This window comes from Streptomyces sp. NPDC046335 (assembly GCF_055587985.1).
Genome location: NZ_JBVJFF010000011.1, coordinates 413,971 through 432,697, shown reverse-complemented (window position 1 = coordinate 432,697; position 18,727 = coordinate 413,971). Strand labels below are relative to the sequence as shown.

The following is an 18,727-nucleotide window of genomic DNA, read 5'->3' as shown; positions in this document are numbered from 1 at the left end:
AGGTGAGAGGCCAGAAATCGGGGACGACCGGAACTGTGTGTAGTGGCCGGACCCCGGGGCGCACACAGGGTGGCGTGCAACCCTTCTCTCGGTTCTCACGTCTGAGAAGTGACGGAAGGCCACGCCAGACCCTGAAAGCAGGGGGTACCGACCGACGAGGACTGAGGGGCGCATGACTGACGAGAGAAGGGCCGCCGACGCGCCGAGGCGCGGCAAGCGCGGCCGCCGCCGCAAGCCGCGCAGCACGGGCAGGAAGGCGCTCGTCGTCACGGCCTGGACCGCCGCGGGTGTGGCGGTCCTCGGGGGCACCGGTCTCGGCTTCGTGTACTTCAAGCTCAACGGCAACCTCAAGGGCGTCGACATCAACAGCGCGCTCAAGGACCGGCCCGCGGACGTCGACAACGGCTCCCAGGACATCCTCGTGCTCGGCTCCGACTCGCGCTCCGGCGACAACGCCAAGTACGGCAAGGACGAGGGCACCGCCCGCTCGGACACGGCGATGATCGTGCACGTCTACAAGGGCCACAAGAAGGCCAGTGTCGTGTCGATCCCCCGCGACACCCTGATATCCCGGCCCGACTGCACGACCGACGACGGCGAGACCACTCCCGGCGCCGAGCGCCAGATGTTCAACACGGCCTACGAGGTCGGCGGCCCCGTATGCGCGGTCAAGACGGTCGAGAAGATGTCCGGCATCAGGATGGACCACTACCTGGAAGTCGACTTCTCGGGCTTCAAGAAGCTCATCGACACGCTCGGCGGCGTCGACATCACCACCAAGAAGGCGATACGGGACAAGGACAGCCACCTCGACCTGGACGCCGGGACGCACACGCTCACCGGCGAGCAGGCGCTCGGCCTGGTCCGCACCCGGCACGGCGTCGGCGACGGCAGCGACCTCGGCCGCATCCAGCTCCAGCAGGCGTTCATCAAGGCCCTGCTCGACCAGGTCAAACAGGTCGGGGTCTTCGGCAACCCCAAGAAGCTGTACGACCTGGCGAACGACGCGACCAGCGCCGTCACCACCGACTCCGACCTGAACGACGTCAAGAGCCTGGTGGGCTTCGCGGGCGGCCTCAAGGGCATCGGCGCGGGCGACATGAAGATGGTCACGATGCCCATCCAGTACGACCCGGCCGACCCCAACCGCGTCCTGCCCCTCGAAGAGGCCGACCAGCAGGTCTGGGACGCCCTGAAGGCCGACAAGGCCATCCCCAGGTCCGCCACGGAGAAGTCCGCGGGCGACAAGGGCGACGTGGGCGACGTGGTCAGCAGCGAGTAGCGGGCCGGTCACCGTGACGGACCCGCCGGCCAGTCGCGGCGCCGGGCCGCCGGCCCCAGGAATAGATCCCGCCCCACCCCCGTTTTGGGAGATACGACCTGTCCTGGCAGACTGGTACGTCGGCCCCGGTTCACGTACGAGCAATCCGCGCGTACGACCCGGCGCCCTCCCGAAACTAGGAGACACCTTGAAGCGCGACATCCACCCCGAGTACTTCGAGACCCAGGTCAGCTGCACCTGTGGCGCGGAGTTCACCACCCGCAGCACGATCCCCAGCGGCACCGTCCGTGCCGAGGTCTGCTCCGAGTGCCACCCGTTCTACACGGGCAAGCAGAAGATCCTCGACACCGGTGGCCGTGTGGCCCGCTTCGAGGCCCGCTTCGGCAAGGCTGCCGGCTCCAAGAAGTAGCGAGCCACTGCGCCGGTCATCGGCCGCTCCCGGGAGGGGGTGGCCGGGACCGGCGCTTTTGCCGTCCCGCAGCCAAGTCGCAGCCCACTCGCGTGAAACGCAGCCAACTCGCGTGAAACCCGCGGAGAAAACCAGGAGCCCCCGATGTTCGAGGCGGTCGAGGAACTGATCGGTGAACACGCCGATCTCGAGAAGAGGCTCGCCGACCCTTCGGTCCACGCGGACCAGGCCAACGCGCGCAAGCTCAACAAGCGCTACGCCGAGCTGACGCCGATCGTCGGGACGTACCGCTCCTGGAAGCAGACCGGCGACGACATCGAGACGGCCCGCGAGCTGAGCGCCGACGACCCGGACTTCGCCGCCGAGGTCAAGGTCCTCGAGCGGCAGCGCGAGGAGATCACCGAGAAGCTGCGGCTGCTCCTGGTGCCCCGTGACCCGTCCGACGACAAGGACGTCATCCTGGAGGTCAAGGCCGGCGCGGGCGGCGACGAGTCCGCCCTGTTCGCGGGCGACCTCCTGCGCATGTACCTGCGGTACGCGGAGCGCGTCGGCTGGAAGACCGAGATCATCGACGCCACCGAGTCCGAGCTGGGCGGCTACAAGGACGTCCAGGTCGCCGTGAAGACCAAGGGCGGCCAGGGCGCCACGGAGCCCGGACAGGGCGTGTGGGCCCGTCTGAAGTACGAGGGCGGCGTGCACCGCGTGCAGCGTGTGCCGTCCACCGAGTCCCAGGGGCGCATCCACACCTCCGCGGCCGGTGTCCTGGTGACGCCCGAGGCCGAGGAGATCGACGTCGAGATCCACGCCAACGACCTGCGCATCGACGTCTACCGTTCCTCGGGCCCCGGCGGCCAGTCCGTCAACACCACCGACTCCGCGGTGCGCATCACGCACGTCCCCACCGGCGTCGTCGCTTCCTGCCAGAACGAGAAGAGCCAGCTCCAGAACAAGGAGCAGGCCATGCGCATCCTGCGCTCCAGGCTCCTCGCCGCGGCGCAGGAGGAGGCCGAGAGCAAGGCCGCGGACGCCCGCCGCAGCCAGGTCCGCACGGTCGACCGCTCCGAGAAGATCCGGACGTACAACTTCCCGGAAAACCGGATCTCGGACCACCGCGTCGGCTTCAAGGCGTACAACTTGGACCAGGTGCTCGACGGCGACCTCGACGCGGTCATCCAGGCCTGCGTGGACGCGGACTCCGCGGCCAAGCTCGCGGCGGCCTGACCCGCCGCACCGCACGACGCCCGATCACCCGTACGACGCCCCGATCTCCCGCAGCCCCGGAGGACCAGCGTGAACCTGCTGCTCGCGGAAGTGGCCCAGGCCACCCAGCGGCTGGCCGACGCCGGCGTGCCCTCGCCGCGCAACGACGCCGAGGAGCTCGCCGCGTTCGTGCACGGCGTGAAGCGGGGCGAGCTGCACTCCGTCAAGGACACCGACTTCGACGCCCGCTACTGGGAGACGATCGCGCGCCGGGAGGCCCGTGAGCCGCTCCAGCACATCACCGGGCGCGCCTACTTCCGGTACCTGGAGCTCCAGGTCGGCCCCGGCGTCTTCGTGCCGCGCCCGGAGACCGAGTCGGTCGTGGGCTGGGCGATAGACGCGGTCCGCGCCATGGACGTCGTCGAACCGCTCATCGTCGACCTGTGCACCGGCTCCGGCGCCATCGCGCTCGCCCTCGCCCAGGAGGTGCCGCGCTCGCGCGTGCACGCCGTGGAGCTGTCCGAGGACGCCCTGAAGTGGACGCGGAAGAACGTCGAGGGGTCCAGGGTCAAGCTGTCCCAGGGCGACGCCCGCGACGCGTTCCCCGAGCTGGACGGCCAGGTCGACCTGGTGGTCTCCAACCCGCCGTACATCCCGCTCACCGAGTGGGAGTACGTCGCCCCCGAGGCCCGCGACTACGACCCCGACCTGGCCCTGTTCTCCGGCGAGGACGGCCTCGACCTGATCCGCGGCATCGAGCGCACCGCGCACCGGCTGCTCCGCCCCGGCGGCGTCGTCGTCATCGAGCACGCGGACACGCAGGGCGGCCAGGTCCCCTGGATCTTCACCGAGATGCGGGGCTGGGCCGACGCGGCCGACCACCCCGACCTCAACAACCGGCCGCGCTTCGCGACCGCCCGCAAGGCGATGCCGTGACGACCAAGAAGCAGTACGTGTACGAGGAGGCCCGCTAGATGGCACGGCGATACGACACCAATGACGCGACCGACCGCACGACCGGTCTGCGCGAGGCCGCGTCCGCCGTCCGCCGTGGCGAGCTGGTCGTGCTGCCCACCGACACCGTCTACGGCATCGGTGCCGACGCCTTCAGCCCCGAGGCGTGCGGCGACCTGCTCGACGCCAAGGGCCGCGGCCGCAACATGCCGACCCCCGTCCTCATCGGCTCGCCGAACACCCTGCACGGCCTGGTCACCGACTTCTCCGAGATGGCCTGGGAGCTCGTCGACGCCTTCTGGCCCGGCGCGCTGACCCTGGTCGCCAAGCAGCAGCCGTCCCTTCAGTGGGACCTCGGCGACACCCGCGGCACGGTCGCCATCCGCATGCCGCTGCACCCCGTGGCCATCGAGCTGCTCACCGAGGTCGGCCCCATGGCCGTCTCCTCCGCGAACCTCACCGGGCACCCCGCCCCCGAGGACTGCGACGCCGCGCAGGAGATGCTGGGCGACTCCGTCTCGGTCTACCTGGACGGCGGCCCGACCCCCGGCATCGTCCCCTCCTCCATCGTCGACGTCACGGGCAAGGTGCCGGTACTGCTGCGCGCGGGCGCCCTTGACGCGGACGAGCTGCGCAAGGTGGTACCCGACCTCGAGGTGGCGAATTGACAGCCCCTGAGACGGGGCGTGGCATAGCGGGATTCCCGGGCTCTGCGGGCGCCTTCCGCATCCTCCACGTCAGCACCGGCAACGTCTGCCGTTCGCCGATCACCGAGCGGCTGACCAGGCATGCCCTGGCCGACCGCCTCGGTGATCCGCTCACCGGCGGGCTGATCGTGGAGAGCGCGGGCACCTGGGGCCACGAGGGTGCCCCCATGGAGACCAACGCCGAGACGGTCCTCGCCGACTTCGGCGCGGACGCCAGCGGCTTCATGGGGCGCGAGCTCCTCGACGACCACGTCATCCGCGCCGACCTGGTCCTGACCGCCACCCGCGACCACCGGGCGCAGGTCATCTCGATGGGCCACTCGGCGGGCCTGCGCACCTTCACGCTGAAGGAGTTCACGCGCCTCGTACGGGCCATAGACCCCACGACCCTGCCGGAGCCCGACGGCAACGGCGTGGTGGAGCGCGCGCGGGCCCTGGTGCGCGCCGCCGCGGCGCTGCGCGGCTGGCTCCTCGCGCCGAACGTCGAGGCCGACGAGGTGTACGACCCCTACGGGGCGCCCCTGCCGTTCTTCCGTTCGGTGGGCGACGAGATCAACCAGGCGCTCGACCCCGTGGTGACGGCGCTGACCGGGGTGCCCGCGCACACATAGCGGCCTACATTGGATCTGAGGTCACCCCTGCCAGGCCCCGGAGCCCACGATGTCGCTCAGCACGGTCAGTACCGCACCCACCACCAGCGGGACGTCGTACACCGATCTCGACGCGCTGCGCCGACAGGACCCCGAGCTGGCCGAGATCCTCGTGGCGGAGGCCGCCCGGCAGGCCGACGCGGTCCAGCTCGTCGCCGCCGAGAACTTCACCTCGCCCGCGGTCCTCACCGCCCTCGGTTCGCCGCTCGCCAACAAGTACGCCGAGGGCTATCCGGGCGCCCGCCACCACGGCGGCTGTGAGCTGGTGGACGTCGCCGAGCGGATCGCCGTCGACCGCGCCAGGGCCCTCTTCGGCGCCGAGCACGCCAACGTGCAGGCGCACTCCGGCTCCTCCGCCGTCCTCGCCGCGTACGCCGCGCTGCTGCGGCCCGGCGACACGGTCCTCGCGATGGGACTGCCGTACGGCGGCCACCTCACGCACGGCTCGCCCGCGAACTTCTCGGGGCGGTGGTTCGACTTCGTCGGGTACGGCGTCGACACCGCGAGCGGCCTCATCGACCACGAGGAGGTGCGCGCCCTCGCCCGCGCCCACCGTCCTAAGGCGATCGTCTGCGGGTCCATCTCCTACCCCCGCCACCTCGACTACGCGGCCTTCCGCGAGATCGCCGACGACGTCGGCGCGTACCTCATCGCGGACGCGGCGCACCCCATGGGCCTGATCGCCGGGGGAGCGGCGCCGAGCCCGGTCCCGTACGCCGACGTGGTCTGCGCGACCACGCACAAGGTCCTGCGCGGCCCCAGAGGCGGGCTCCTGCTGTGCGGGGCGAACCTCGCCGAGCGGATCGACCGGGCGGTCTTCCCGTTCACGCAGGGCGGCGCACAGATGCACACGATCGCCGCCAAGGCCGTCGCGTTCGGTGAGGCGTCGGCGCCGGCCTTCACCGCGTACGCCCATCAGGTGGTCGCCAACGCCCGGACGCTGGCCGACGGCCTCGCCGCCGCCGGGTTCGCGGTCGCCACCGGCGGCACGGACACCCACCTCGTCCTCGTCGACCCGTCCCCCCTGGGAGTGGGCGCGCGGGAGGCCCGCGGCAGACTCGCCGCAGCCGGGATCATCCTCGACACCTGCGTCCTGCCGGACGGCGAGACCCGTGGCCTGCGGCTCGGCACCGCCGCCGTCACCACCCAGGGCATGGCGGGCCAGGAGATGGTGCGGCTCGCGGGGCTGCTGGCCTCAGCGGTGCGCGACGAGCCCGACGTACGGGAAGAGGTGCGCGAACTGGTGGGACGATTTCCGCCGTATCCGGCATAGGACGGGGTAGGCGCGTCGGTGACTCACACGTACTCGTGCAACCATCGTCGCTACCCGTAAGTCCCCAACCGTATGCGCGCAAAGCTAGGCTGTGGGGCTGAGATGGCCAGCGATATCTGTGGGGAAGCCCGTGCGTGAATATCTCCTGACGCTCTGCATCACGGCCGCGGTGACCTATCTGCTGACCGGGCCGGTGCGGAAGTTCGCGATCGTGGCCGGCGCCATGCCGGAGATCCGCGCTCGCGACGTGCACAGGGAGCCCACGCCCCGGCTCGGGGGCATCGCGATGTTCTTCGGCCTGTGCGCGGGCCTCCTGGTCGCCGACCACCTGCCGAACCTCAACGCGGTCTTCGAGAACTCCAACGAGCCGCGCGCGCTGCTCTCCGGGGCTGCGCTGATCTGGCTGATCGGCGTCCTGGACGACAAGTTCGAGATCGACGCCCTGATCAAACTCGGCGGCCAGATGATCGCCGCCGGCGTCATGGTCATGCAGGGTCTGACGATCCTTTGGATCCCGGTCCCGGGCGTCGGCACGGTGTCGCTCACCTCGGGCCAGGGCACCCTGCTCACGGTGGCGCTCGTCGTCATCACCATCAACGCGGTGAACTTCGTGGACGGCCTCGACGGCCTCGCCGCGGGCATGGTCTGCATCGCCTCGGCGGCGTCCTTCATGTACGCCTACCGGATCTGGTACGGCTACGGCATCGAGGCCGCGGCGCCCGCCACGCTCTTCGCCGCCATCCTGATGGGCATGTGCCTGGGCTTCCTGCCGCACAACATGCACCCCGCCCGGATCTTCATGGGCGACTCCGGGTCGATGCTGATCGGCCTGATCCTCGCGGGCGGCGCGATCTCCGTCACGGGGCAGGTGGACCCGGCGGCGATGAAGCTCAACTTCGGCACCGGCCGCGATGCCACGCACGCGATGCTGCCCGTCTTCATCCCGCTCCTGATGCCGCTGACGATCATCGCGATCCCCTTCGCCGACCTCGTCCTCGCGATCGTCCGGCGCACCTGGAACGGCAAGTCGCCGTTCGCCGCCGACCGGGGCCACCTGCACCACCGGCTCCTGGAGATCGGGCACTCGCACAGCCGCTCGGTGCTGATCATGTACTTCTGGTCGGCGCTCATCGCCTTCGGCACGGTCGCGTACTCGGTGCACTCCACGAGCGTGTGGATCCTCTTCGTCATCGTCGCGCTGAGCGCGCTCGGCCTCGTGCTGCTCCTGCTGCCACGCTTCAGGCCGCGCACCCCGCGGTGGGCCGAGGCGTTCGTGCCGCCGCGCTACCGCCGCCGTCGCGCGGCCACCGGACAGGACGCCGCGCCAGCGACGTACGGGACGGCTGAGAGCGAACAGGGCGCGAGTGACGCGGAGGTGAAGGCTCCGGTCGGCGCGGGCGTCAACGGAGCTACCGCCCTCGGTGCCCGCTCGCGCCTCCAGGACCGGGGAGAGGCGCCTTCGTCGCATTGACACGCGACGCCGAACCGCCCCATTACCAGACAACTCGCCTCGTGGAGTGCACATGCGCGCGGAATACTTCTCATGTGTGACGGCGAGCACACCCAGCAGGTAAAGACCTCATCAAATAGTTTGTGATACCGTTCACGAAAGCCCGGGATAGAGCCGAAGGACCGTAGTGCGACGGTCCATCCGGCCCGAGTGTCATCTCGATCCGGGTCTACGCTCGTCCATGACGACACCCTGCCCCCATCAGTTAGCGGAGCTGCCGCCATGCCGTCTCAAGACACCCGAATTCTCCTTCAGTCCGCTGTGCCCGCAGCTGCCGTCGGCGCGATCGTCGCCGTCGTCAGTGGTGTGGTCGCGGGCGGCAAAGGGGCCATCGGAGCTGTCGTCGGCACCGTGGTCGTGATCGCTTTCATGGGACTCGGGATGTTCGTGCTGCAACGGACGGCGAAATCGCTTCCGCACCTGTTCCAGGCGATGGGCATGATGCTCTATGTCGCCCAACTGCTGCTGCTGCTCATCTTCATGGGGCTGTTCAAGGACACCACGCTCTTCAACCCGCGGGCGTTTGCCGCCGCACTCGTGGCGGCGACTGTCGCGTGGATGGCCGCTCAGGCTCGTGCGTACATGAAGGCCAAGATCCTTTACGTCGATCCCGACTCCGACAGTGGCTCCTCGAAGAAGGACAAGCCGGAGAAGTCGGGGTCCTCGACGTGAAGGGTAGGGCCGGGATAAATAGCCGTTCGAGATCCTGCTATCGTCCGGTGCCAACTGCGGCACTGCCGGCGCGGGCATCTGAGCTGACGCCTGCACGATCGCGAGGCTCGATGCCTGAGCGCCGCTCACACTTCCGAAACACCAGTCCGGTGCCGCCCCGCGGCTGCGCGCCGCGCCGACACGACAACGAGGTTGCCGTACCTATGCGTCACGCCGAAGGAGCCCGCGGTGAGTGCTGACCAAACTGAGCTCGCCTTCAACTGGAGCTGTCGGATCATGTCCGACGACGGCTGTGGCTTCCCGGCTCCGGGCCTGCACTCGTTCCTCTTCAAGCCGATGTTCACCGTCGGTGGGTTCGAGTTCAACAAGGTCATGCTGCTCGCCCTGCTCACCACGCTCGTCGTGGTCAGCTTCTTCTACATCGCGTTCGGCAAGGCCAAGATGGTCCCGGGCAAGCTGCAGATGATGGGCGAAGCCGGCTACGACTTCGTACGCCGCGGAATCGTCTACGAGACGATGGGCAAGAAGGACGGCGAGAAGTACGTCCCGCTCATGGTCTCGCTGTTCTTCTTCATCTGGATCATGAACATCTGGTCCGTGATCCCGCTGACCCAGTTCCCCGTCTCGTCGATCATCGCCTACCCGGCGGTGCTCGCGGCGGTCGTCTACCTGGTCTGGGTCCCCCTCACGTTCAAGACGCACGGCTTCGTGGGTGGCTGGAAGAACATCACGGGTTACGACAACTCGCTCGGCCCGATCAAGTGGCTCGTGTCGTTCATCGAGTTCTTCTCGAACCTCCTCGTGCGCCCCTTCACGCACGCGGTGCGACTCTTCGCCAACATGTTCGCCGGTCACCTGATGCTGGTGATGTTCACCGTCGCCTCCTGGTACCTGCTGAACAGCTTCTTGATCCCGGCCGCCGGCGTCTCCTTCGTGATGACGATGGCCATGATCGTTTTCGAGCTTTTCGTGCAGGCTGTTCAGGCGTACGTCTTCGTGCTCCTCGCCTGCTCGTACATCCAGGGCGCTCTCGCCAAGCAGCACTGAGCCCCTCCGATACCCCTAAGCGCCCGGTGGCCAACCCCCACCGGTCCATGAAAGAGAAGGAAGTAACGGCATGTCCGCGACTCTCGAGCTCGCCGCCCTCCAGGGTGACATCAAGGCCCTCGGCTCCATCGGCTACGGCCTCGCGGCCATCGGCCCCGGCATCGGTGTTGGCATCGTCTTCGGTAAGGGCACCGAGGCTCTCGCCCGTCAGCCCGAAGCTGCCGGCCTGATCCGTGCCAACCAGATCCTCGGTTTCGCCTTCTGTGAGGCGCTCGCCCTCATCGGCATCGTCATGCCGTTCGTCTACGGCTCCTGATCGCCCGAGACGATTAGCCCCGTTCGACGAAAGGCAATGATGTGATCGCCAACCTGGTACAGCTGGCGGCCGAGCACGCGGAGGAGCAGAACCCGCTCATCCCGCCGGGTCCCGAGCTGCTCGTCGGCGCCATCGCCTTCGCCATCGTCTTCTTCTTCTTCTGGAAGAAGCTCCTCCCGAACATCAACAAGGTTCTGGAAGAGCGCCGGGAGGCGATCGAAGGCGGTATCGAGAAGGCCGAGGCCGCTCAGACCGAGGCCCAGAGCGTTCTTGAGCAGTACAAGGCTCAGCTCGCCGAGGCACGGCACGAGGCCGCGCGTCTGCGCCAGGAGGCGCAGGAGCAGGGCGCCACGCTCATCGCCGAGATGCGGGCCGAGGGCCAGCGTCAGCGCGAGGAGATCGTCGCCGCCGGCCACACGCAGATCGAGGCCGACCGCAAGGCCGCCGCGCAGGCGCTGCGACAGGACGTGGGCCAGCTGGCCACCGACCTGGCAGGCAAGCTCGTCGGTGAGTCCCTCGAGGACCACGCCCGGCAGAGCCGCACCATCGACCGCTTCCTCGACGAGCTCGAGGAGAAGGCCGAGGCGGCTCGATGACAGCGCACGGAGCTAGCCGCGAGGCCCTGGCCGCCGCGCGCGAGCGCCTCGACGCGCTGACGGACAACACCGCGGTCGACGCCGAGCGTCTCGCGGACGAGCTGGCCGCGGTCACCGCGCTGTTCGGCCGTGAGGTCTCGCTGCGCCGGGTCCTGACCGATCCGGCGCAGTCCGGTGAGGCCAAGGCCGAGCTGGCCGGGCGCCTGCTGACCGGAAAGGTGGGCGGCGAGACCGCCGACCTGCTGGCCGGCATGGTGCGCTCGCGCTGGTCGCAGTCGCGTGACCTGGTGGACGCCCTCGAGGAGCTCGCCAACCTCGCCGACCTGACCGGTGCGCAGAAGGCCGGCGCGCTGGACGACGTCGAGGACGAGCTCTTCCGGTTCGGCCGGATCGTCGCGTCCAGCACCGGGCTGCGCTCGGCGCTGACCGACCGCGCCGCCTCCGGTGCGGCCAAGAGCGAGCTGCTGCGCAGCCTGCTCGGCGGTCGCGCCCAGTCGGTGACGGAGCGGCTCGTCGAGCGCCTTGTGACCGCGCCGCGTGGACGTAGCCTGGAAGAGGGCATCGAGTCCCTCTCCAAGCTGGCCGCGGACCGCCGCAACCGCATGGTCGCCGTCGTCACTTCCGCTGTTCCGCTCTCGGACCCGCAGAAGCAGCGTCTCGGCGCCCTCCTGGCCAAGGTGTACGGACGCCCGATGCACCTGAACCTCGACGTGGACCCCGAGGTCCTCGGCGGGATCACGGTGCAGGTCGGCGACGAGGTCATCAACGGCAGCATCGCGGACCGCATCGAGGAAGCCGGCCGCCGCGTGGCCGGCAAGTAACGCAAACGAAGAGCATGACCTACGGCCCTAGTTGGGCCGTGCAGAGGATTCCTGGGGGCTGACCCCAGACCCCCCAAGAAAACTTCGGGCCCAACAAGGAGAGCAGGGAACCCAGATGGCGGAGCTCACGATCCGGCCGGAGGAGATCCGGGACGCGCTGGAGAACTTTGTCCAGGCGTACAAGCCGGACGCGGCCTCGCGCGAGGAGGTCGGTACGGTCACCGTCGCCGGCGACGGTATTGCCAAGGTCGAGGGCCTCCCCTCGGCGATGGCGAACGAGCTGCTCAAGTTCGAGGACGGAACCCTCGGTCTCGCGCTGAACCTGGAAGAGCGCGAGATCGGCGCCGTCGTCCTCGGCGAGTTCAGCGGTATCGAGGAGGGTCAGCCGGTGCAGCGCACCGGTGAGGTTCTCTCCGTCGCCGTGGGCGAGGGTTACCTCGGCCGCGTCGTCGACCCCCTCGGCACCCCGATCGACGGCCTCGGCGAGATCGAGACCAGCGGACGTCGCGCCCTCGAGCTGCAGGCTCCGGGCGTCATGGCCCGTAAGTCGGTGCACGAGCCGATGGAGACCGGCTACAAGGCCGTCGACGCGATGACCCCGATCGGCCGCGGCCAGCGTCAGCTGATCATCGGTGACCGCCAGACGGGCAAGACCGCCCTGGCAGTCGACACGATCATCAACCAGCGCGACAACTGGCGCACGGGCGACGTGAACAAGCAGGTGCGCTGCATCTACGTCGCCATCGGTCAGAAGGGCTCCACCATCGCCTCCGTGCGCGGTGCCCTCGAAGAGGCCGGCGCGCTGGAGTACACGACCATCGTCGCCGCCCCGGCGTCCGACCCGGCGGGCTTCAAGTACCTGGCGCCCTACACCGGTTCGGCCATCGGCCAGCAGTGGATGTACGAGGGCAAGCACGTCCTCATCATCTTCGACGACCTCTCGAAGCAGGCCGACGCCTACCGCGCCGTGTCCCTGCTGCTCCGTCGCCCGCCGGGGCGCGAGGCCTACCCGGGTGACGTCTTCTACCTGCACTCGCGTCTGCTCGAGCGCTGCGCGAAGCTCTCGGACGAGCTGGGCAAGGGCTCGATGACCGGTCTTCCGATCGTCGAGACCAAGGCGAACGACGTGTCGGCGTTCATCCCGACCAACGTCATCTCCATCACCGACGGCCAGTGCTTCCTGGAGTCGGACCTCTTCAACGCCGGTCAGCGCCCCGCGCTGAACGTCGGTATCTCCGTCTCCCGAGTCGGTGGTTCCGCGCAGCACAAGGCGATGAAGCAGGTCTCGGGCCGTCTGCGCGTGGACCTCGCCCAGTTCCGTGAGCTGGAGGCGTTCGCCGCCTTCGGTTCCGACCTGGACGCCGCGTCGAAGGCTCAGCTCGAGCGCGGCCAGCGCATGGTCGAGCTGCTCAAGCAGCCGCAGTACGAGCCGATGGCGACCGAGGACCAGGTCGTGTCCGTGTGGGCCGGTACCACCGGTCGCATGGACGAGGTGCCGGTCAACGACATCCGCCGCTTCGAGAAGGAGCTCCTGGAGTACCTGCACCGCAAGGAGCAGGGCCTCATGACCTCCATCAAGGAGGGCGGCAAGATGTCGGACGACACGCTTCAGGCCGTCAGCGACGCCATCGCGGAGTTCAAGAAGCAGTTCGAGACCTCGGACGGGAAGCTTCTCGGCGAGGACGCTCCGGCCGCGGCCAAGTGACGTAAGGAAGGGACCTGACTCATGGGAGCTCAGCTCCGGGTCTACAAGCGTCGCATCCGATCCGTCACCGCGACCAAGAAGATCACCAAGGCGATGGAGATGATCGCCGCCTCGCGCGTCGTCAAGGCGCAGCGCAAGGTGGTGGCCTCCACGCCGTACGCGACCGAGCTCACCCGCGCGGTCACGGCGGTCGGCACTGGCTCGAACACGAAGCACCCGCTGACGACCGAGGCGGAGACGGCGACCCGTTCCGCGGTTCTGCTCCTCACGAGCGACCGCGGTCTGGCCGGCGCCTTCAACTCGAGCGCCATCAAGGCCGCGGAGCAGCTGACCGCGCGCCTGGAGGCCGAGGGCAAGGAGGTCGACACGTACATCGTCGGCCGCCGCGGTCTGGCCCACTACAACTTCCGCGAGCGCAAGGTCGCGGAGTCGTGGTCGGGCTTCACCGACGAGCCCACGTACGCGGATGCCAAGAAGGTCGCGGCGCCGCTGATCGAGGCGATCGAGAAGGAGACGGCGGAGGGCGGCGTGGATGAACTCCACATCGTCTACACCGAGTTCGTCTCGATGATGACGCAGACGGCCACCGACGGCCGTCTGCTGCCGCTCAGCCTCGAAGAGGTAGCGGAGGAGTCGCCCACCAAGGGCGAGATCCTTCCGCTGTACGACTTCGAGCCGTCGGCGGAGGACGTCCTCGACGCCCTGCTGCCGCGCTACGTCGAGAGCCGTATCTACAACGCGATGCTCCAGTCGGCTGCCTCCAAGCACGCCGCCACGCGCCGCGCGATGAAGTCGGCCACCGACAACGCCGGGGATCTGATCAACAGCCTCTCCCGGCTTGCCAACGCGGCCCGCCAGGCCGAAATCACCCAGGAAATCAGCGAGATCGTCGGCGGCACAGCAGCGCTGGCCGACGCGACCGCGGGGAGTGACAAGTAATGACGACCACTGTTGAGACGGCCGTTGCCACGGGCCGCGTCGCCCGGGTCATCGGCCCGGTCGTCGACGTGGAGTTCCCCGTCGACGCGATGCCGGAGATCTACAACGCCCTGCACGTCGAGGTCGACGACCCGGAGACCGCAGGCGCGCGGAAGACGCTGACCCTCGAGGTCGCCCAGCACCTGGGTGACGGCGTGGTCCGCTCCATCTCGATGCAGCCCACCGACGGCCTGGTCCGCCAGGCGCCCGTCACCGACACCGGCAAGGGCATCTCGGTGCCGGTCGGCGACGTGACCAAGGGTCGTGTGTTCAACACGCTCGGTGAGGTCCTGAACGACGACCCGTCCACGGTCGCCGACGCCGAGCGCTGGACGATCCACCGCAAGGCCCCGGCCTTCGACCAGCTCGAGTCGAAGACCGAGATGTTCGAGACCGGCCTGAAGGTCGTCGACCTTCTCACCCCGTACGTCAAGGGTGGAAAGATCGGTCTGTTCGGTGGTGCCGGTGTCGGCAAGACCGTTCTGATCCAGGAAATGATCGTCCGTGTGGCCAAGCTGCACGACGGTGTCTCCGTCTTCGCCGGTGTCGGCGAGCGCACCCGTGAGGGCAACGACCTCATGGTCGAGATGGAGGAGGCCGGCGTTCTCGACAAGACCGCGCTGGTCTTCGGCCAGATGGACGAGCCGCCGGGCACGCGTCTGCGCGTCGCCCTGGCCGGTCTGACCATGGCGGAGTACTTCCGCGATGTGCAGAAGCAGGACGTGCTGTTCTTCATCGACAACATCTTCCGCTTCACGCAGGCCGGTTCCGAGGTCTCGACCCTGCTCGGCCGCATGCCCTCCGCGGTGGGTTACCAGCCGAACCTGGCCGACGAGATGGGTCTCCTCCAGGAGCGCATCACGTCGACCCGTGGTCACTCGATCACCTCGATGCAGGCGATCTACGTCCCCGCGGACGACCTGACCGACCCGGCCCCGGCCACCACCTTCGCCCACCTCGACGCGACGACGGTTCTCTCCCGTCCGATCTCGGAGAAGGGCATCTACCCGGCCGTGGACCCGCTGGACTCCACGTCCCGCATCCTGGACCCGCGCTACATCGCGCAGGACCACTACGACGCCGCCATGCGCGTCAAGACGATCCTGCAGAAGTACAAGGACCTCCAGGACATCATCGCGATCCTCGGTATCGACGAGCTCGGCGAAGAGGACAAGCTCGTCGTCGCCCGTGCCCGTCGCGTGGAGCGCTTCCTGTCCCAGAACACCCACGCCGCCAAGCAGTTCACCGGTGTGGACGGTTCGGACGTGTCCCTCGACGAGTCGATCGCGGCCTTCAACGCGATCTGCGACGGCGAGTACGACCACTTCCCGGAGCAGGCATTCTTCATGTGCGGTGGTCTTGAGGACCTCAAGAAGAACGCCAAGGAGCTCGGCGTCTCCTGAGGCCGGCTGCTCTGATGGAGAGGGGCGGGGAGCACCCCGCGCAGGGGTGGTGTCCCGCCCCTCTCCGCACGCCCACTAGAATTTGACCCAACACCCGGCGAAGCCGCCGGGTGGTGACCCGAGGAGCCACCCTTGGCTGCTGAGCTGCATGTCGAGCTGGTCGCGGCGGACCGCAGTGTCTGGTCCGGTGAGGCCACCCTGGTCGTCGCGCGCACCACGTCCGGCGACATCGGCGTCATGCCCGGTCACCAGCCGCTGCTCGGTGTGCTGGAGTCGGGCCCTGTGACCATTCGTACGAGCGACGGCTCCACGGTCGTCGCCGCCGTCCACGGGGGATTCATCTCCTTCGCGGACGACAAGCTGTCGCTGCTGGCCGAGATCGCGGAGCTGTCCGACGAGATCGACGTCCAGCGTGCGGAGCGGGCGCTGGAGCGCGCGAAGGGCGAGGCCGACGCCTCCGCCGAGCGGCGCGCCGACGTCCGACTGCGTGCGGTGGCGGCGCGCTGACCCCAGCGCGCGGCGTAACGTGACTCAGCCGCGGCCAGGTCCGGGAACATCCCGGACCTGGTCGCGGCTGAGGCAATGCGGGTGCAATGTCGGTCCGTTTTCGAAGAGGCGAGGAGGTCGGTGCCGATGATCCTCACTCTGCTCGTGTGCGGACTTGCTGTGATCGCGCTGGTTTTGGTGGGGCTCTTCGTCTTCGGGCTGAGGCGCCGGCTGATCCAGCGCTCCGGCGGCACCTTCGACTGCAGCCTGCGCTGGGACGCCCCCGAGAAGGGCGACACCTCCGGCAAGGGCTGGGGCTACGGCGTGGCCCGCTACAACGGTGACCGTGTCGAGTGGTACCGCGTCTTCTCCTACGCCCCCCGGCCCCGCCGCGTCCTTGAGCGCTCGGCCATCGAGGTCGTCGACCGCCGGGCGCCCGACGGCGAGGAAGAGCTGGCGCTGCTCTCCGACGCCATAGTCCTCGGCTGCCTCCACCGCGGAGTGCGCCTGGAGCTGGCGATGAGCGAGGACGCCCTGACGGGTTTCCTGGCGTGGCTGGAGGCGGCGCCGCCCGGCCAGCGGGTGAACGTGGCGTAGTTTCTCCCGCACGCATGGAGAAGCCGGGAAGACAGGGGGCGATCCTGTCTTCCCGGCTTCGTTCGTGGGGCGGTCCGGAGGCTACTTCAGACCGTCGTTGATCGCGCTGACCAGCTCACCATTGCTGGTGTCACCGCTGAACTCCCAGAAGAAGGCACCGCCGAGCTTCTGGTCCTTGGCCCAGGCCATCTTGGACTTGATGGTCGCCGGGGTGTCGTAGGACCACCAGTTCGTGCCGCAGTGCGCGTACGCGGTACCGGCGACCGTCCCGTTCGCGGGGCAGCTGTTCTTGAGGACCTTGTAGTCCTCGATCCCTGCCTCATACGTCCCGGGTGCCGCGCCGGTCGCCGTGCCGCCCGGCTCCTTCTGGGTGACGCCGGTCCAGCCGCGGCCGTAGAAGCCGATGCCGAGGAGCAGCTTTTCCGCGGGCACGCCCTTGGCCTTGAGCTTGGAGATCGCGGCGGCGGAGTTGAAGCCGTCCTGCGGGATGCCCGCGTAGGACGTCAGCGGGGAGTGCGGGGCCGTCGGGCCCTTGGCCGCCCAGGCGCCGAAGAAGTCGTACGTCATGACGTTGTACCAGTCGGCGTACTGCGCCGCGCCGCCGTAGTCGGCGGCGTCGATCTTGCCGCCGCTGGAGCCGTCCGCGGTGATGGCCGCGGTGACCAGGCTCTTGGAGCCGAACTCGGACCGGAAGGCCTGCATCATGTTCTTGAAGACGGCCGGGCCCGAGGTGTCACAGGACAGACCGCAGGCGTTGGGGTACTCCCAGTCCAGGTCGACGCCGTCGAAGACGTCGGCCCAGCGCGGGTCCTCGACCAGGTCGTGGCAGGACTTGGCGAAGGCCGCCGGGTTCTTCATGGCGTCGGTGAAGCCGCCGGACCAGGTCCAGCCGCCGAAGGACCAGAGGATCTTGATGTCCGGGTACTTGGCCTTCAGCTTGCGCAGCTGGTTGAAGTTGCCGCGCAGGGGCTGGTCCCAGGTGTCGGCGACGCCGTCGACGCTCTGGTCGGCGGTGTACGCCTTGTCGGTCGCCGCGTAGGCGTCGCCCATGGTGCACTTGCCGCCCTGGACGTTGCCGAAGCTGTAGTTGATGTGCGTGATCTTCCCGGCGGAGCCGGAGGACGCGATGTTCTTGGCGTGGTAGTTCCGGCCGTAGACGCCCCACTCGGTGAAGTAGCCGAGCTTGACCTTGTCGCCGGGCTCGGGCTCGGGACCGCCGCCGCCGGTGGTGCGGACCTTGACGGCTTCGCTCGCCGGGCCCGTCTGGCCTGCGGTGTCGCGGGCCTGCACGCTGTACGAGTAGTCGGTGCCGGCGGTGAGGTCCTTGTCGGTGTACGAGGTGTCGGACACCGTGGAGACCTTGGCGCCGTCCCGCAGGACGTCGTAGTTCTTGACGCCCTTGTCGTCGGTGGCGGCGCTCCAGTCGAGCTTCACCGAGGTGTCGGTGATGCCGGAGGCCTTCGGGGTGCCGGGCGCGGTGGGCGGCTTGTCGCCGGGGACGCTGCCGCCGTCACAGCTGTTGCCGTTGAGCGTGCACTCACTGGGGGAGCCGGAGCCGGTGCCGTTGAACCCGAAGGAGACCGAGGCGCCGGGGGCGAGCGTCCCGTTCCAGCCGAGGTTCTTGCCCGTCCAGCGGGCGCCGGAGTTGGTGACGGTGGCGTCCCAGGCGGAGGTCACCTTGGTGTCCGAGGGGAAGTCCCACTGGACGTTCCAGGAGCTGAGCGTGGTGGTGCCGGTGTTCTTGATGGTCCACTTGCCCTCGAAGCCGCTGCCCCAGTCCTGGGTCTTGGCGTACGTGGCGGTGGCCTCGGCGGTGGCATCGGGGGCGGCCTCGGCGGAGCCGCCGAGCGCGACGAGGGTGGCGAGCGGGAGCAGGAGCGTGGTCATTGCGGCCACGGCTCTGTGTCTGCGCCTGAGTCTTGGGCGTGCGTCGGTCTGTGTGAAGCGCACGAGGTGCTCCTCGGGTGAGTTCCGGGGGTCATAGGGGTAGATCCCTGCGCCGCCCGTGAGCACGTGGAACACGTGGGGGAGTGCTCACCGCAGTGCGGTGAGAATAGAAAGGTCTGGACCATCGGTCAAGAGGTCTGAACCAATGGCCGGATCGCACCGCTCCGATGGGAT

Annotated in this window: 19 protein-coding genes; 18 read left to right on the top strand and 1 reads right to left on the bottom strand. The window is 68.8% G+C overall.

The window, feature by feature from the left end; genetic code table 11:
- Window positions 1-172: 172 nt before the first annotated feature.
- The 18 genes from ACZ6JY_RS27980 to ACZ6JY_RS27895 all read left to right on the top strand — a co-directional run bounded on the left by ACZ6JY_RS27980 (window position 173) and on the right by ACZ6JY_RS27895 (window position 16,606).
- Entirely contained in the window at window positions 173-1,282 is a 1,110-nt protein-coding gene (locus ACZ6JY_RS27980) for an LCP family protein (protein WP_469200057.1), read from the top strand.
- Between the two features lie 187 nt (window positions 1,283-1,469).
- Window positions 1,470-1,691 (top strand): 50S ribosomal protein L31, encoded by a 222-nt coding sequence (gene rpmE, locus ACZ6JY_RS27975; protein WP_469200055.1) that lies wholly within the window; start codon window positions 1,470-1,472, stop codon window positions 1,689-1,691.
- Window positions 1,692-1,835: 144 nt separating this feature from the next.
- Entirely contained in the window at window positions 1,836-2,912 is a 1,077-nt protein-coding gene (gene prfA / locus ACZ6JY_RS27970) for a peptide chain release factor 1 (RefSeq protein ID WP_469200053.1), read from the top strand.
- 69 nt (window positions 2,913-2,981) lie between these two features.
- The gene (prmC, locus tag ACZ6JY_RS27965; RefSeq protein ID WP_447040020.1) at window positions 2,982-3,827 is read left to right on the top strand and encodes a peptide chain release factor N(5)-glutamine methyltransferase; all 846 of its coding nucleotides are present in this window, start codon (window positions 2,982-2,984) and stop codon (window positions 3,825-3,827) included.
- Window positions 3,828-3,865: 38 nt separating this feature from the next.
- Window positions 3,866-4,513 carry an L-threonylcarbamoyladenylate synthase gene (locus ACZ6JY_RS27960; protein WP_447040021.1) on the top strand — a complete coding sequence of 216 codons (648 nt, stop codon included), beginning with the start codon at window positions 3,866-3,868 and terminating at the stop codon, window positions 4,511-4,513.
- Complete coding sequence (locus ACZ6JY_RS27955; RefSeq protein ID WP_469200051.1) at window positions 4,510-5,163, top strand: arsenate reductase/protein-tyrosine-phosphatase family protein; 654 nt, start codon at window positions 4,510-4,512, stop codon at window positions 5,161-5,163. Before ACZ6JY_RS27960 ends, ACZ6JY_RS27955 begins: the two co-directional genes overlap by 4 nt.
- A gap of 49 nt (window positions 5,164-5,212) precedes the next feature.
- The gene (locus ACZ6JY_RS27950; protein ID WP_469200049.1) at window positions 5,213-6,475 is read left to right on the top strand and encodes a serine hydroxymethyltransferase; all 1,263 of its coding nucleotides are present in this window, start codon (window positions 5,213-5,215) and stop codon (window positions 6,473-6,475) included.
- A 130-nt stretch (window positions 6,476-6,605) separates the two neighbouring features.
- Window positions 6,606-7,946 carry an MraY family glycosyltransferase gene (locus ACZ6JY_RS27945; protein WP_469200047.1) on the top strand — a complete coding sequence of 447 codons (1,341 nt, stop codon included), beginning with the start codon at window positions 6,606-6,608 and terminating at the stop codon, window positions 7,944-7,946.
- 261 nt (window positions 7,947-8,207) lie between these two features.
- Window positions 8,208-8,657, top strand: coding sequence for a hypothetical protein (locus ACZ6JY_RS27940; protein WP_469200045.1), 450 nt, complete (start codon window positions 8,208-8,210; stop codon window positions 8,655-8,657).
- Window positions 8,658-8,933: 276 nt separating this feature from the next.
- Window positions 8,934-9,704, top strand: a complete 771-nt coding sequence (atpB, locus tag ACZ6JY_RS27935; RefSeq protein WP_469200136.1) for a F0F1 ATP synthase subunit A — start codon at window positions 8,934-8,936, stop codon at window positions 9,702-9,704.
- A gap of 70 nt (window positions 9,705-9,774) precedes the next feature.
- A complete protein-coding gene (gene atpE / locus ACZ6JY_RS27930; protein WP_016643250.1) occupies window positions 9,775-10,020 on the top strand; it encodes an ATP synthase F0 subunit C in 246 nt (81 codons plus the stop codon).
- Between the two features lie 41 nt (window positions 10,021-10,061).
- The gene (locus ACZ6JY_RS27925) at window positions 10,062-10,616 is read left to right on the top strand and encodes a F0F1 ATP synthase subunit B (protein ID WP_469200043.1); all 555 of its coding nucleotides are present in this window, start codon (window positions 10,062-10,064) and stop codon (window positions 10,614-10,616) included.
- Complete coding sequence (locus ACZ6JY_RS27920) at window positions 10,613-11,437, top strand: F0F1 ATP synthase subunit delta (RefSeq protein ID WP_469200041.1); 825 nt, start codon at window positions 10,613-10,615, stop codon at window positions 11,435-11,437. Before ACZ6JY_RS27925 ends, ACZ6JY_RS27920 begins: the two co-directional genes overlap by 4 nt.
- A 115-nt stretch (window positions 11,438-11,552) precedes the next feature.
- Window positions 11,553-13,142 carry a F0F1 ATP synthase subunit alpha gene (gene atpA, locus ACZ6JY_RS27915; protein WP_469200039.1) on the top strand — a complete coding sequence of 530 codons (1,590 nt, stop codon included), beginning with the start codon at window positions 11,553-11,555 and terminating at the stop codon, window positions 13,140-13,142.
- A 21-nt stretch (window positions 13,143-13,163) separates the two neighbouring features.
- Entirely contained in the window at window positions 13,164-14,081 is a 918-nt protein-coding gene (locus ACZ6JY_RS27910; RefSeq protein WP_469200037.1) for a F0F1 ATP synthase subunit gamma, read from the top strand.
- Window positions 14,081-15,523 carry a F0F1 ATP synthase subunit beta gene (gene atpD / locus ACZ6JY_RS27905; protein ID WP_469200035.1) on the top strand — a complete coding sequence of 481 codons (1,443 nt, stop codon included), beginning with the start codon at window positions 14,081-14,083 and terminating at the stop codon, window positions 15,521-15,523. Before ACZ6JY_RS27910 ends, atpD begins: the two co-directional genes overlap by 1 nt.
- 132 nt (window positions 15,524-15,655) lie before the next feature.
- Window positions 15,656-16,030: a F0F1 ATP synthase subunit epsilon gene (locus ACZ6JY_RS27900; protein ID WP_363253620.1), complete on the top strand. Its 375-nt coding sequence runs from the start codon at window positions 15,656-15,658 to the stop codon at window positions 16,028-16,030.
- Between the two features lie 126 nt (window positions 16,031-16,156).
- Entirely contained in the window at window positions 16,157-16,606 is a 450-nt protein-coding gene (locus ACZ6JY_RS27895; protein WP_447040032.1) for a DUF2550 domain-containing protein, read from the top strand.
- A gap of 81 nt (window positions 16,607-16,687) precedes the next feature.
- Here the strand turns inward: ACZ6JY_RS27895 and ACZ6JY_RS27890 are convergent, their stop codons facing one another.
- Complete coding sequence (locus ACZ6JY_RS27890) at window positions 16,688-18,493, bottom strand: glycosyl hydrolase family 18 protein (RefSeq protein WP_469200134.1); 1,806 nt, start codon at window positions 18,491-18,493, stop codon at window positions 16,688-16,690.
- Window positions 18,494-18,727 lie beyond the last annotated feature (234 nt).

Coding starts and splice junctions, on each gene's coding strand:
- ACZ6JY_RS27910 (WP_469200037.1), top strand. CDS start 13,164: ATGGGAGCTCAGCTCCGGGTCTACAAGCGTCGCATCCGATCCGTCACC.
- ACZ6JY_RS27890 (WP_469200134.1), bottom strand. CDS start 18,493: ATGACCACGCTCCTGCTCCCGCTCGCCACCCTCGTCGCGCTCGGCGGC.
- atpE (WP_016643250.1), top strand. CDS start 9,775: ATGTCCGCGACTCTCGAGCTCGCCGCCCTCCAGGGTGACATCAAGGCC.
- atpA (WP_469200039.1), top strand. CDS start 11,553: ATGGCGGAGCTCACGATCCGGCCGGAGGAGATCCGGGACGCGCTGGAG.
- prfA (WP_469200053.1), top strand. CDS start 1,836: ATGTTCGAGGCGGTCGAGGAACTGATCGGTGAACACGCCGATCTCGAG.
- atpB (WP_469200136.1), top strand. CDS start 8,934: ATGTCCGACGACGGCTGTGGCTTCCCGGCTCCGGGCCTGCACTCGTTC.
- ACZ6JY_RS27980 (WP_469200057.1), top strand. CDS start 173: ATGACTGACGAGAGAAGGGCCGCCGACGCGCCGAGGCGCGGCAAGCGC.
- ACZ6JY_RS27920 (WP_469200041.1), top strand. CDS start 10,613: ATGACAGCGCACGGAGCTAGCCGCGAGGCCCTGGCCGCCGCGCGCGAG.
- ACZ6JY_RS27950 (WP_469200049.1), top strand. CDS start 5,213: ATGTCGCTCAGCACGGTCAGTACCGCACCCACCACCAGCGGGACGTCG.
- ACZ6JY_RS27940 (WP_469200045.1), top strand. CDS start 8,208: ATGCCGTCTCAAGACACCCGAATTCTCCTTCAGTCCGCTGTGCCCGCA.
- ACZ6JY_RS27895 (WP_447040032.1), top strand. CDS start 16,157: ATGATCCTCACTCTGCTCGTGTGCGGACTTGCTGTGATCGCGCTGGTT.
- atpD (WP_469200035.1), top strand. CDS start 14,081: ATGACGACCACTGTTGAGACGGCCGTTGCCACGGGCCGCGTCGCCCGG.
- ACZ6JY_RS27960 (WP_447040021.1), top strand. CDS start 3,866: ATGGCACGGCGATACGACACCAATGACGCGACCGACCGCACGACCGGT.